Below are 12989 nucleotides of genomic sequence, written 5' to 3'. Positions count from 1 at the left end.
TGGGGCTGGCACCGCGCCCTGAAAATGTGGAGCCGCCTGAACCGGGGCAGCCCCGAGTGCCCAGGTCTGGTGTTTGCCTTGTTGCCCGGCGGCAGTTGCCACGGCGTGGCTTACCGTGTCCCCAAAGAACAAGCCGACGAGGTCCTGGTCCGTCTTTGGGCGCGCGAAATGCCCATGGACATCTACGTACCCAGTTGGCTGCCCTGTGCCACCCCGCAAGGCACAGTTCGAGCCCTGGCCTTCACTCTGCCCCGCAACAGCCCCAGCTACACAGGGCATTTGCCCGCCGAGACATATCGGCAAATTTTTCAGCAAGCCAGCGGCCGCTTTGGCACCACGCTGGACTACGCCTTGCAGACCTACCGCAGCTTACAAAACCACGGTATCGAAGACCGCGCCTTGGCCGCTTTGCTGCGCCATGCCGATGGCCCTTCGGCTTGACCTCCTTGGAGCATGAAGCCCCGCCCACCACAAGTCCAACGGGCCCGTGCGGGCGAAAGCACACAGGGCCTGCATATACTTGCGCCATGAACATCGCCGACCTGCGCAAGAGCTACGAAAAAGCCGAGCTCAACGAAAACGCCTCCCACGCTGACCCGCTCCAGCAGTTTGAGCAATGGCTGCAAGAGGCCATCGCCGCCGATGTGCCCGAGCCCAACGCCATGACACTGGCGACCGTGGCCAGCAACCTGCGTCCCAGCACGCGGGTGGTGCTCATCAAAGGCTGCGACCCGCGCGGCATTGTCTGGTACACGAATTACGAGAGCCAAAAGGGCCAGGAACTTGCAGGCAACCCCTTTGCTGCGTTGCAGTTCCACTGGGTCGAGCTCGAACGCGTGGTGCGCATCGAAGGCCGGGTCGAAAAAGTTTCGGACGCAGAAAGCGATGCCTACTTCCATAGCCGCCCACTTGACTCGCGCATTGGCGCTTGGGCATCCCCCCAAAGTCAGGTGATCGATGGCCGCACCGTGTTGGTGACGAATGCCGCCAAATACGCGGCGCAGTTCATGCTCCAGCCCCCGCGCCCCCCGCACTGGGGTGGCTACCGCCTGGTACCCGACCAATGGCAATTTTGGCAAGGCCGCAAAAGCCGCCTGCACGACCGCTTGCGCTATTCACTGCAAGACGGGCAATGGATGCGTGAGCGTCTTGCCCCCTGAACCTGCGGTCCGCTCAAGCGGGCAGCAAGGGCAGCACCGCCATGACCACCGTCACGGTCACCATGGCCATGGCGGTGGATACGGCCACGCCCGCCGTCACCGAATCTTCCTCTTTGCGGTAACGCTGCGAAAACAAAAACACATTGGCACCGATGGGCAAAGCCGCCACCACGGTCATGACCGTCAAGTTCAATCCACGCAAGCCCAAGCCATAACCGACCGCGCACATCAACATGGGATGAACCACGGTTTTGACCAAAGACAGTCGAATGGCCAATGACATTTGCTGGCCGATGGAGGTCAATGCCAGTGTGATGCCGACCAAAACCAGCGCCACGGGGCCAAAAGCGCTGCCCAGCAAGGCCAAAGGCCGCTCCACCACCGGGTGCAGACCCCAGCCCGTTTGGGCATAGGCCAAGCCCATCAAAATGGGCAGTGGCACTGGGTGAATGATGGCGTTGCGCACCGCCGAGGCCACGGTGCGCCAAATGGCACGTCGCTCCCCAGACAAGGCCGCCTCTTCCTGGGCCACTTGCAACTCCAGCACCAAGGTTGCCAAACTCAGCAAAACCAAGGCATGCAACGAGATCAAGGTGAACAGCAACACCTGACCCTCCTGCCCATAAGCCAAACCGATGAGGGGCACGCCAATCATCAAGGTGTTGCTGAAAATACTGGCCAGTGCCAGCACCGAGGCCCGGCTGTTGCCCCCATAGATCCAGAGCATGGCCACAAACAAGGCCCCGCCCACCAAAAAATATTGCAACACAGGTTTGAAATCGAGTTGCTCGATGTGCACGCTGCTCATGGTCCGAAACAGCAGGGCCTGGGTCAAAACCAGAAACACCAGATTGGACAAATCGCGCACCGACTCCCCCCGCACCAGTTGGGCCTTGCCGGCCACAAAACCAATCAGGATCAACAGCGCCACCGGCAAAAGCGAAGAAAGAACGGGATGATCAAGGTTCATGCTCTGATTATCCCGTTGGACCCGCCGTCACAGATGGCGGAAACCACGTAGCATCGCCTTCAATGACACTACGCTGGCCATCAGAAGGTGGCCTGAACACCCAACTTGAAGCTGCGTCCCGGCAAGGGCGACTTGCCAAAAGCGGTGCTCGTGAGGATGGAGCTGGGGCTGTAAGCCAATTGGTCGGTCAGGTTTTCCAGGCGGGCAAACCAGTTCAAGACCGTGGTGTCCAGCTTCTGACGGTAAGACACGCTGGCGTTGACCAAGGTATAAGACCCCGTGGCCACACTGCCTTCGGGCACACGCTTTTGCTCGGCATGCCAGTCGGCGCCCACCTTAGCGCGCCAGGGGCCTTGGCCATACACCAGCGTGGCGCCCACACGCATGGGCGCAATGCGTGGCAAATGCTCACCCGTGCTGCTTTGGGTGGCACGCACCATGTCGGCACGCCAGTCCAAATCAAGGGTTGATGTGCCTTGCCACAAGCGCTGTCGGCCACTGGCTTCGAGACCCTTGAATTGTGCCTTGACGCCTTGGTAGCGCTGCACGGGCAAATCGTCCTCAACGTCCTGCGTGTTCATCAGGCCAATGTAGTTGGCAAATTGGCTGGCAAAGGCCGTCACATTCAAGCTGTCGTGGCCAGACTTCCACTGCACGCCCGCATCAAGGCTCTTGGACTTTTCCAAACCCAGGTCTTTCTGGCCGATTTCCCAAGCGTTGGTGGCCAGGTGCGGGCCATTGGCAAACAACTCATAGTCTTTGGGCGCACGCTGTGTGACGGCTGCATTGCCGGTCACAGACCAGGTAGACGACAGCTTGAAGACCGCCCCGGCGGCCACGCTGAAGGGTGTGAATTTCTTGGCGCCGATGGCCTCATCAAAACGGGGCAAGTCGGTGTTGCCCAAGGATTCAACGCGCACCGACTCCCAACGCGCACCTGCCGTGACTTGGCCCCAGGGGGTGGGCAACTCTTCGTGCACAAAAACAGCCTGACTGCGCGTGCGGCTGAAGGGAGCAAAGGCTTCATCGCCCACCGCAGAAAAGCGGCTCGATTCAGTCTGCACACCCACCACGCCTTGCCACCCCGCCACTGGACGGTGCCGCGCCTCGATGCGCAAGTCCTGGCCCTTGTTGGCAAACACGGTGCCCGCTTGCGCGCCCTCAAACTCGGTGTGCTGGTAATCGGTGTGGCTCAGGCGGGCTTTGACGCTGTTAAACCAGCCCGGCAGTTGGCGCACTTGGCCCTCCAGCGCATAGCGGTTGGTCTTCATGCCAATCGTCACTTCGTCTTCGGCCACGGTGCCGTAATCGCTTTGGTAGGTGTTGACCGATGCACCCAAATAGCCATGGTCCCAGAAGGTGCTGGCACCCAAAGCACCACCCCGGGCGGTGCTGGCCGAGTTGCAGATGCGCCGGGCGTTGGCAGGCGAGCCGGGTTTCGTGCATTCGAGCGACACCGGCACCCGGACATCGCCAGTGCGGCGGTTAAAACCGTCCAGGTGCAAGGCATACCGTTCGTTGCCAGCCTCCACCAAACCGGCCACACTGCGCTCGTCGTTGCCTGTGCCCGCTTGCAACTGGGCTTTGCCCAGAACGCCTGAGACCGGCGCGCGTGGGATGCGGTTGTCGATCACATTGACCACGCCGCCCACGGCGCTGCCGCCATAGAGCAAGGCGGCCGGGCCGCGCAAGACCTCGATGCGGTCGGTGGACAAGACATCCAGCGGCACCGCGTGGTCGTAGCTGAGCGCAGAGGCGTCCAGGCTGGAGGCACTGTTGTTCAACACCCGGATGCGGTCGCCATCGAGCCCACGAATGACAGGGCGACTGGCGTTGGGGCCAAAGTAAGTGCTCGACACGCCGGGCAAGCCGTTCAGGGTTTCGCCCAAAGTGTTTTGCCCGCGTTCGAGCAGGTCGGCGCGGCCCAAGGTGCTTACAGGCACGGTGGTGGTGTCGCGTCCCAAGGGGTTGCCGGTGATGACGATTTCATTGGGTACACCCGGTGCGTCGCTTTGCGCCCAAGCATTTGAAAAAGACAAAGTGGCCAAGCAGGCATAAGCCAAGGCCGAAAGCTGAAAAGAATGTGTCATGAGGATGTGATTTGAAAAACAGGAACAAGCCAGCGCCTTCCGCCCAAGGCGGAAAAACAACTAGACGGGATCAGGGATTCAAATCAGCGCAGGCGGGGCACGGGCCTGCGCGGGAGACCAGAGGGGCTGGTCAATAAAAGAATAATCGCGAAATATGGGGGCCGCCATGGCCACCATCGGGGCCAAGCCCGGTGCGCTCGTTGCAATGAGCCGTTCGGCTTGGGACAGGTGATCCAGCACACGGCACAGATCGGAGTCGGCCTCATGGCCCAAGCTGTCTGAGTGCCCTTGGTGTTGATGTTGATCCTGCGTGTGCGCAGCATGCACATGAGCCTCATGCTGCCCAGCAGGGGCCGTGAGCGCCTGCCGATTCCCGAGTTCAAAGCCATGTTCAATGCCGTGCAGATACCCCCAAAGCGGGGCCCACAGCAAGGCCCCCACCAGCAGGATACTCAGCCAGCTGGGCAGGCGAGAGCGCGGCAAACTCATGAGAGGTTATGTGAACAGCAGTGGATCAATGCGCGTGCTTCATGCCGCAGTACTTGCCCAGCGCCAAGCCCTTGCAGGCGGTTTGAAGCTCTTTGGTGCACTGGGCCGGCTTTTGACCGGACTCCAGGCATTTGGCCGCCGCCTCGTGGGCTTCGGCCATGGCACGGTGTCGGGCAATGTCTTCCTGAACGTCTTTGTTGCTGTGTTGAGCAAATGCCCCCCAAGACAAGCTCATGGCGGCAAGGAAAAAAGCAATTTTTTTCATGGGTTTTCTTTGGGCGATGGGTGATTCGGTAGGTGCGGATGGGTTCACACGGGGCATCTTACGACACCGGCGGCAGACATTCTCACTCGCGCACCAGACGCACAAAGGTTTTCCTGAACTTGTCCACCTTGGGCGCAGCCACAGCCATGCAATAACCTTGATAGGGATTGCGCTCAAAAAAGTCCTGGTGGTAGTCCTCGGCCGCGCTGTAATTGGAGAGTGCCAACACCTCGGTCACGATGGGTCGGCCAAAGGCTTGGGCCGCTGTCAACTCGGCGATCAAGGCGCGCGCCTCCTCTGCTTGCTCGGGGCGGGTGAAGTAAATGCCACTGCGGTATTGGGTTCCCGTGTCGTTGCCCTGGCGGTTGAGCGTGGTGGGATCATGGATCACAAAGAAAACTTCCAGCAGCTCGCGCAGGCTCACCTGCTCGGGGTCGTAGGCCAGCTTGACCACCTCGTTGTGCCCGGTCCGCCCCGTGCAAACGTCTTCGTAAGTGGGTGAAAGGGTTTGACCATTGCAGTAACCCGACTCGACATCGGTCACACCTCGCACCTTCACATACACCGCCTCGGTGCACCAAAAGCAGCCGCCGCCCAAAACCAAGGTTTCTGTCATGTCGCTTCCTCTCCAATATGCGGTGCATTATCAGCCGCCCACCACCCCAGCTTGCACCGCCTGCACAAAATCCCCCAGCGCAGTCTGGTCTCGGTCGCTGCGCCACAGGCAGCGGGTGTCGTAACGCACATCCACCGCTTTCAGCGGCACAAACACTGCACCGGCCAAAGCCGACTGTTGTAAGGCCTGCGGCACCAGCGCCGCGCCCAGGCCCTGCGAGACCAAAGACACCACGCTCAACCAGTGGCGCAACTCGTGCACCACCTGGGGCATCCAGCCCACCTGTTCGCACAGCATCAAGATGCGCTCGTGGTAATCGGGCGACACGGTGCGAGACACCACCACCAGGTCTTGCCCGATCAGCTCCTCCAAACTCAGGCTGACGGCCCCTGCCAAAGGATGACTGGCTGGCAAGCACGCCACCAAGGGTTGACTGGCCACCAAAATCTGCTCAAAGCCCGGTGGGACTCGGGGCGTGTGCACAAAGCCCACATCGAGCCGATCGCGCAGCAGCTCAGACAATTGTTCCGATGAGCTCAACTCACGCAGGACCAATCGCAAACGCGGGTGGCTGACCTGGAACTGGCGCAGGATTTGAGGCAAGCCGCAGTACAACATGGTCCCGGCAAAGCCGATTTGCAATTGCCCGGATTGGCCTTCGGCCACATCCCGCGCCTCACGCGCGGCAGCACTGGCTTGCGCGAGCAAAGCCCGCGCGGCCGGGACAAAAGCCATGCCCGCTGCGGTGAGCTGCACCCCGCGGCTGTTGCGGTTGAACAATGTCGCCCCCACCGAGGCTTCGAGCTGCTGGATGTTCAGGCTCAAAGGGGGCTGCGAAATCGCCAGGCGCTGAGCGGCTCGGCCAAAATGCAACTCTTCAGCGAGCATCAAAAAATAACGCAGATGACGAAATTCCATGAATATAAAATATGTATTGACGAATAGGTAATCAATATTAGACAACTATTCATGAAATGCCAACAATGGCAACTTGATCTGAATAGACCCAGGAGATAACCGATGAAACCCACTTTCCAATGGAACGACCCCTTTTTGCTGAGCGAGCAGCTCTCCGATGACGAGCGCGCCATCGTGGAAGCGGCCCACACTTTTTGCCAGGAACGCCTGCAAACCCGCGTGCTGCAAGCAGCCCGCCACGAAAAATTTGATCGCGAGATCATGAACGAAGCCGGTGCCATGGGCTTTTTGGGCTCCACCATCGAGGGCCACGGCTGCGCGGGTCTGAGTTATGTGGCCTATGGCCTGATCGCCCGCGAAGTCGAGCGTGTAGACAGCGGCTACCGCAGCGCCATCAGCGTGCAAAGCTCGCTGGTGATGCACCCCATCAACGAATACGGCTCTGAAGCCCAACGCCAAAAATACCTGCCCAAACTGGCCACTGGCGAGTGGGTGGGCTGCTTTGGCCTGACCGAGCCCAACCACGGCTCGGACCCGGCCAGCATGATCACGCGTGCCAAGCCGGTAGACGGCGGTTTCATCTTGAAGGGCGCCAAGATGTGGATCACCAATGCGCCGATCGCCGATGTGTTCGTGGTCTGGGCCAAGCTCGAAAACGAAGATGGCTCCGTCGGCGGCCAGGAAGCCATCCATGGCTTCATCCTTGAAAAAGGCATGAAAGGCCTGACTGCCCCCAAGATCGAAGGCAAGATGAGTCTGCGGGCCAGCATCACAGGCGAGATCGTGATGGACGACGTGTTCGTACCGTCCGAGAACCTGATGCCCAACGTCAACGGCCTCAAAGGCCCCTTTGGTTGCCTGAACAAGGCCCGCTACGGCATCGCTTGGGGCGCATTGGGCGCCGCGGAAGATTGCTGGCACCGCGCCCGTCAGTACACCTTGGACCGGACTCAATTTGGTCGTCCTTTGGCACAAAACCAGTTGATCCAAAAGAAACTGGCCGACATGCAAACCGAAATCACCTTGGGCCTTCAAGCCTGCTTGCGTGTGGGCCGCCTGATGGACGAGGGCAAGGCCGTGCCCGAAATGATCAGCATGATCAAGCGCAACAGCTGCGGCAAGGCACTGGACATCGCCCGCATGTCTCGCGACATGCATGGCGGCAATGGCATCCACGATGAATACCATGTGATCCGACACATGATCAACCTGGAAACCGTGAACACCTACGAAGGCACGCACGACGTACACGCCTTGATTTTGGGTCGCGCCCAAACCGGCTTGCAAGCCTTTTATTGAGCTGTGGGCAGGACACAAGCAAGGGGGCCTTGGCCCCTTTTTCGTTGGGGCAACGCCTTTTGTACGCCAGCGCCTTGACGAGCGCGTGGCCTAAAGCGTACAGTACTAACCAGTCAGTCATTAAATACCTTGTGAATTCCGTCGACGCCCTCCCACCTCACAAACGCGAACGCCGAAAACAAGACCGCCCGGGCGAATTGCTCGAAGCAGCCTTGGATTTGTTCGTGGAAAAAGGCTACGCCGCGACCCGCGTCGAAGAGGTGGCAGCCAGGGCCGGCGTGTCCAAGGGCACGCTGTTTTTGTACTTTCCCAGCAAAGAAGACCTGTTCAAGGCCGTGGTGCGGGCCAGCCTCGTGGAGCCAGTGACTCAAGGGGCGGCCGAAGTGGCCAGTTTTCAGGGCAGTTGCAGCGAATTGCTGGAGTGGATGATGCTGCAGTGGTGGCACCGCTACGGCGCCACCAAGGCTTCGGGCATCTCCAAACTGGTGATGAGCGAGGCCAGCAACTTTCCGGAACTGGCCCAGTTTTACCGGGTCGAAGTGATCGAGCCGGGTCACGCGTTGGTGCGCAATGCTTTGCAAAAAGGGATCGACCAAGCGGAATTCCGCCCGGTGAACGTGGAACTGGCCCTGCATTCCGTCATGTCGCCTTTGATCTTTTTGGTCATGTGGAAACACTCCATGGGACCTTGCAGCCCGAGTCATGAACAGATTGACCCGGAAGCTTTTATTTCTCAACACGCCCAGTTGTTGGTGCGTGGCTTGGCCCTCAGCGGGCCCCACACAAGCGTCTGATTTCTGTCACAAACCGCCATGAAAAAATCAACCCTTTGGATCCTTTGCGCCATCGCCGCTGTGGCCTTGTTGGCTGGCGGTGTGCGTTGGATGAACCCACGCCCAACGACCGACACGGCCATCAAAACCAAGGCACCCGCAGGCAGCACGATCGAATTGAGCCCCAGCGATGTCATCAAGGTCCAAGCCATGGACATGGTGCTGGACTTGCCCGTTTCCGGCACGCTCAAAGCGACACAAAGCGCCATGGTCAAGGCCCGCGCGGCGGGTGAGCTGATGGACATGACGGTACGCGAAGGCGACCCTGTCAAGGCGGGCCAAGTGATCGCACGGATTGATCCCACCGAATACCAAGCGCGAGAGCGCCAAGCCAAACAACAGGCCGACGCGGCCTGGGCACAGGTGGAAATTGCGCAAAAACAGTACGACAACAACAAGGCCTTGGTGGACCAGGGTTTCATCTCTCAAACCGCTTTGCAAAACACCGCGGCGAGCTTGAACGGCGCCAAGGCCACCCACATGGCTGCCTTGGCAGCGCTCGATGTAACCCGCAAAACCATGGACGACACCACCGTTCGCAGCCCCATCAGCGGTCAAGTGGCCCAACGCTTGGCGCAGCCGGGCGAGCGGATGGCCCTGGACGGCCGGATTGTGGAGGTCGTCAACCTGAGTCAGCTCGAACTCGAAGTCGCCTTGCCCGCCGCTGACGCCAGCTTGGTGCGCCCAGGCATGCGTGCAAAAATGAACATCGAAGGCATCGAAGAAGACGTCACGGCCAAGGTGTTGCGCATCAGCCCCAGCACTCAGGCGGGCAGCCGCAATGTGTTGGTCTACATGGGCATCGCCGGAGAAGTTGGTTTGAGACAAGGGCTTTTTGCGCAAGGCCATTTGGGCACCCGAAGCCTGCGGGCGCTCGCCATTCCTTTGTCCAGCGTGCGGACCGACAAACCCCAACCCTATGTGCAGGTGATTGATGGTGAACAAGTCAAGCACATCACGGTTCAAACGGGTACCCGAACCGAACAAACAAAGGACAACATCACCTTAACTTGGGTCGAGGTGCAAGGCTTGACCGAGGGTACACAGGTGCTCACGGCCAGCACAGGAATGGTTCGCGAAGGCACCCAGGTGAAGTTCACCGCCGGCGTGCGCTGAAAGGACCCTGAGCATGTGGTTCACCCGCGTCAGTTTGCAAAACCCCGTTTTTGCCACCATGGTGATGCTGGCCTTGGTGGTGATGGGTTTGTTTTCTTACCAAAAACTCAAAGTCGACCAATTCCCCAACATCGATTTTCCGGTGGTGGTGATCAGCACCGAGTACCCGGGTGCATCCCCTGAGATCGTCGAAAGTGAAGTCTCTAAAAAAATCGAAGAAGGCGTCAACTCGATCGCTGGCATCAGCGCACTGACCTCGCGCAGTTACGAAAACCAGTCGGTGGTGGTGATCGAGTTTCAGCTCAACATCAATGGCCGCAAGGCCGCCGAGGATGTGCGCGAAAAAGTCGCTGCCATTCGCCCCAGCTTGCGCACCGAGGTCAAAGAGCCCAAAGTGCTGCGTTTTGACCCATCGGCACGGGCCATCTGGTCACTGGCGGTCGTGCCACAGGTGGCACCAGACGGTGACAAGGCACAAGCCATGAGCGCCGTGGAGTTGACCAACTGGTCCGAGCAAGTTCTCAAAAAACGCCTGGAAAACGTGCGCGGCGTGGGCTCGGTGTCGCTGGTGGGCGGCACGCGGCGGGAGATCAACCTGTACCTGCAGCCGGCCGCCATGGAGGCATTGGGTGTCACCGCAGAGCAAGTGGTCAGCGCCGTGCGCAACGAAAACCAAGATTTGCCCGTGGGCGCGGTCCGTTCGCTGGAGCAGGAGCGCATGGTTCAAATCGAATCGCGCATGAAGCGCCCCGAGGACTTCGAGCGCATCATCGTGGCCCGCAAGGGCAATACCTCCATCCGCTTGTCTCAAGTGGCGCGGGTGCAAGACGGCGCCCAAGAACTGGAGACCCTGGCGCTTTACAAGGGCCAACGCACTTTGCTTTTGACGGTGCAAAAAGCCCAGGATGAAAACACCATCGACGTGATCGACGGCTTGGTCAAGACATTGGCCGAGATCAAGGGTCTGACACCGGCAGGCATTCGGCTCGAACCCATCACCGATGGCTCACGCCCGATTCGGGTGGCCGTGGACAACGTGCGTCGCACCCTGATCGAAGGGGCCATTCTGACGGTGCTGATCGTTTTCCTGTTCCTGAACTCCTGGCGCTCGACGGTCATCACGGGCTTGACGCTGCCGATCTCGCTGATCGGCACCTTCATGTTCATGCAAATGTTCGGCTTCACCATCAACATGATCACGCTGATGGCGCTGTCGCTGTGCGTCGGTTTGCTGATCGACGACGCCATCGTGGTGCGCGAAAACATCGTACGCCATGTGCAAATGGGCAAAAACGCTTACCGCGCTTCGATGGAAGGCACACAAGAAATCGGATTGGCGGTTCTGGCCACCACCTTGTCCATCGTGGCGGTTTTTTTACCGATTGGTTTCATGGAAGGCATCATCGGCAAGTTTTTCCATGAGTTTGGCATCACCATCGTCGCGGCCGTGATGATCTCGATGTTTGTCAGCTTCACCCTGGACCCCATGTTGTCGAGCATCTGGCATGACCCGAGCATTGCCAATCACGGCAAACACCACGCACCCGTGACTGTTTATGACAAGACCATTGGCCGGGTGACGGGCTGGTTTGACCGGGGCACTGACCAACTGGCCGAGGGCTACCAGAAAATTTTGGCCTGGTCACTGGTGCACAAACGCAAAACTGTGTTGCTGGCGGTGGCTATTTTTGCTTTGAGCCTTGTGATGCTGCGTTTCGTGGGCACCGAATTTGTACCCAAAGCCGACTTCTCTGAAACCACGGTCAGTTTTCAGACCCCCGTGGGCAGCTCACTGGAAGCGACCGAAGCCAAAGCCCGGCAAGTGGAAGCCATCATCCGGGAGATTCCGGAAGTGCGTTATACCTTGGCCACCCTCAACACCGGCAACGCGCTGGGCAAAAACAACACCAGCATTTACATCCGATTGGTGGACCGCAAGAACCGCCAGCGCAACGTGGACGAGATGTCAGGCGTTTTGCGCCAACGATTGAGCCAAGTCCCGGGCATCACCGTCACCCACGTCGGCTTGCTCGACGCGGTGGGCGGTAACAAACAAGTGGAGTTCTCACTGCAAGGTCCGGACCAACGCGAGTTGGAACGCTTGGCCTTGGGCGTCATGGAGAAAGTCCGCCAAATCCCCGGCTTGGTGGATTTGGATTCGAGCGTTAAAGCCAACAAGCCCACCCTGCGCGTCGAAGTTTTGCGCGACTCTGCGGCCGACCTGGGGCTGGGCACTGGCCAGATCGCTGGACCCCTGCGCACCCTGGTGGCCGGTCAATCCGTGGGCAACTGGCGGGCCCCAGATGACCAGACCTATGACGTGATCGTCCGTTTGGCACCCGAAAGCCGCAACGCCACACAAGACTTGGCGCGTTTGCCCTTTGTGGTGGGCAACGGGCCTGACGGCAGCCCACGGGTGGTCCGCTTGGGCCAAGTGGCCACCATCACCGAATCCACGGGCTCCAACCAAATCAACCGCCGCGACCTGACGCGCGAAGTTGCCATCAATGCCAACACCTATGGCCGCGCGGCGGGCGAAGTGTCCGCTGACATCCGCAAGATCATGGAAGGCGTGAACCTGCCACCGGGCTACCGCTACCAGTTTGGAGGCTCCACCAAGAACATGGCGGAATCGTTTGGCTACGCGGTCACGGCCTTGGCCATGGCGGTGATCTTCATTTACATGATTTTGGCCAGCCAGTTCAAGAGCTTCCTGCAACCGCTGGCCCTCATGACCGCCCTGCCCTTGACGCTGATTGGCGTGGTGCTGGCGCTGATGGCCTTCCGCTCGACCTTGTCGATGTTTTCAGTCATTGGCGTGATCATGCTGATGGGCTTGGTCACCAAGAACGCGATCTTGCTGGTGGACTTCGCCATTCGGGCCCGTGCAGACCACACCGACGCTGAGGGCCGCCAGATTCCCGGTATGCCACGAAACGAAGCACTCTTGATGGCGGCCAAGGTGCGCTTGCGTCCCATTTTGATGACCACCTTGGCCATGATTTTTGGCATGGTGCCCCTGGCTTTCGCCCTCACCGAAGGCTCGGAACAACGTGCGCCCATGGGTCAGGCCGTGATCGGCGGGGTCATCACCTCGTCGCTGCTGACTTTGGTGGTGGTGCCTGTGGTGTATTGCTACATGGACGATCTGGCCCAATGGCTGCGCCGAAAAGCCGGCTTGGCCCCAGCGCGTCAGGGACATGACACGCAGGCCCCTTAAAATCAATGAATCA

12 protein-coding genes are annotated in these 12989 nt (G+C 59.6%); 6 read left to right on the top strand and 6 right to left on the bottom strand.

From position 1 onward, the window contains the following. Both Q0O19_RS02655 and pdxH read left to right on the top strand, forming a co-directional pair. Positions 1 to 441 (top strand): gamma-glutamylcyclotransferase (locus Q0O19_RS02655; RefSeq protein ID WP_295519824.1); only part of this gene is annotated, 441 nt, incomplete at its 5' end. An 86-nt stretch (positions 442 to 527) separates the two neighbouring features. After that, the gene (gene pdxH, locus Q0O19_RS02650; protein ID WP_295519823.1) at positions 528 to 1160 is read left to right on the top strand and encodes a pyridoxamine 5'-phosphate oxidase; all 633 of its coding nucleotides are present in this window, start codon (positions 528 to 530) and stop codon (positions 1158 to 1160) included. A gap of 13 nt (positions 1161 to 1173) precedes the next feature. Here the strand turns inward: pdxH and Q0O19_RS02645 are convergent, their stop codons facing one another. From Q0O19_RS02645 to Q0O19_RS02620, 6 genes are all read right to left on the bottom strand, one after another. Beyond that, positions 1174 to 2130: an AEC family transporter gene (locus tag Q0O19_RS02645; RefSeq protein WP_295519821.1), complete on the bottom strand. Its 957-nt coding sequence runs from the start codon at positions 2128 to 2130 to the stop codon at positions 1174 to 1176. An 80-nt stretch (positions 2131 to 2210) separates the two neighbouring features. After that, a complete protein-coding gene (locus tag Q0O19_RS02640; RefSeq protein WP_295519819.1) occupies positions 2211 to 4220 on the bottom strand; it encodes a TonB-dependent receptor in 2010 nt (669 codons plus the stop codon). A 78-nt stretch (positions 4221 to 4298) separates the two neighbouring features. Beyond that, a complete protein-coding gene (locus Q0O19_RS02635) occupies positions 4299 to 4709 on the bottom strand; it encodes a DUF2946 family protein (RefSeq protein WP_295519817.1) in 411 nt (136 codons plus the stop codon). A 25-nt stretch (positions 4710 to 4734) separates the two neighbouring features. After that, positions 4735 to 4974: a hypothetical protein gene (locus tag Q0O19_RS02630; protein ID WP_295519815.1), complete on the bottom strand. Its 240-nt coding sequence runs from the start codon at positions 4972 to 4974 to the stop codon at positions 4735 to 4737. Between the two features lie 82 nt (positions 4975 to 5056). After that, complete coding sequence (msrA, locus tag Q0O19_RS02625) at positions 5057 to 5590, bottom strand: peptide-methionine (S)-S-oxide reductase MsrA (RefSeq protein WP_295519813.1); 534 nt, start codon at positions 5588 to 5590, stop codon at positions 5057 to 5059. Positions 5591 to 5620: 30 nt separating this feature from the next. Beyond that, positions 5621 to 6508, bottom strand: coding sequence for a LysR family transcriptional regulator (locus tag Q0O19_RS02620; RefSeq protein WP_295519811.1), 888 nt, complete (start codon positions 6506 to 6508; stop codon positions 5621 to 5623). A 102-nt stretch (positions 6509 to 6610) separates the two neighbouring features. Here Q0O19_RS02620 and Q0O19_RS02615 point away from each other — a divergent pair, with 102 nt between their 5' ends. From Q0O19_RS02615 to Q0O19_RS02600, 4 genes are all read left to right on the top strand, one after another. Then, positions 6611 to 7807 carry an acyl-CoA dehydrogenase gene (locus Q0O19_RS02615; RefSeq protein ID WP_295519810.1) on the top strand — a complete coding sequence of 399 codons (1197 nt, stop codon included), beginning with the start codon at positions 6611 to 6613 and terminating at the stop codon, positions 7805 to 7807. A 131-nt stretch (positions 7808 to 7938) separates the two neighbouring features. Next, positions 7939 to 8601, top strand: a complete 663-nt coding sequence (locus Q0O19_RS02610) for a TetR/AcrR family transcriptional regulator (protein WP_295519808.1) — start codon at positions 7939 to 7941, stop codon at positions 8599 to 8601. Positions 8602 to 8619: 18 nt separating this feature from the next. Continuing rightward, positions 8620 to 9756: an efflux RND transporter periplasmic adaptor subunit gene (locus tag Q0O19_RS02605; protein WP_295519806.1), complete on the top strand. Its 1137-nt coding sequence runs from the start codon at positions 8620 to 8622 to the stop codon at positions 9754 to 9756. 13 nt (positions 9757 to 9769) lie between these two features. Then, on the top strand, positions 9770 to 12976 hold the full coding sequence (locus Q0O19_RS02600) for an efflux RND transporter permease subunit (RefSeq protein ID WP_295519804.1): 3207 nt from the start codon (positions 9770 to 9772) through the stop codon (positions 12974 to 12976). The last annotated feature ends 13 nt before the right edge of the window (positions 12977 to 12989 follow it).

The sequence above is a fragment of the Limnohabitans sp. Rim8 genome, assembly GCF_945869175.1.
Lineage (GTDB): Bacteria > Pseudomonadota > Gammaproteobacteria > Burkholderiales > Burkholderiaceae_C > Limnohabitans_A.
This window is presented reverse-complemented; position numbering and strand designations above follow the sequence as displayed.

Bases quoted from the DNA above. Each gene is read 5' to 3' on its own strand.
- pdxH (WP_295519823.1), top strand. From the start codon at position 528: ATGAACATCGCCGACCTGCGCAAGAGCTACGAAAAAGCCGAGCTCAAC.
- Q0O19_RS02645 (WP_295519821.1), bottom strand. From the start codon at position 2,130: ATGAACCTTGATCATCCCGTTCTTTCTTCGCTTTTGCCGGTGGCGCTG.
- Q0O19_RS02640 (WP_295519819.1), bottom strand. From the start codon at position 4,220: ATGACACATTCTTTTCAGCTTTCGGCCTTGGCTTATGCCTGCTTGGCC.
- Q0O19_RS02635 (WP_295519817.1), bottom strand. From the start codon at position 4,709: ATGAGTTTGCCGCGCTCTCGCCTGCCCAGCTGGCTGAGTATCCTGCTG.
- Q0O19_RS02630 (WP_295519815.1), bottom strand. From the start codon at position 4,974: ATGAAAAAAATTGCTTTTTTCCTTGCCGCCATGAGCTTGTCTTGGGGG.
- msrA (WP_295519813.1), bottom strand. From the start codon at position 5,590: ATGACAGAAACCTTGGTTTTGGGCGGCGGCTGCTTTTGGTGCACCGAG.
- Q0O19_RS02620 (WP_295519811.1), bottom strand. From the start codon at position 6,508: ATGGAATTTCGTCATCTGCGTTATTTTTTGATGCTCGCTGAAGAGTTG.
- Q0O19_RS02615 (WP_295519810.1), top strand. From the start codon at position 6,611: ATGAAACCCACTTTCCAATGGAACGACCCCTTTTTGCTGAGCGAGCAG.
- Q0O19_RS02605 (WP_295519806.1), top strand. From the start codon at position 8,620: ATGAAAAAATCAACCCTTTGGATCCTTTGCGCCATCGCCGCTGTGGCC.
- Q0O19_RS02600 (WP_295519804.1), top strand. From the start codon at position 9,770: ATGTGGTTCACCCGCGTCAGTTTGCAAAACCCCGTTTTTGCCACCATG.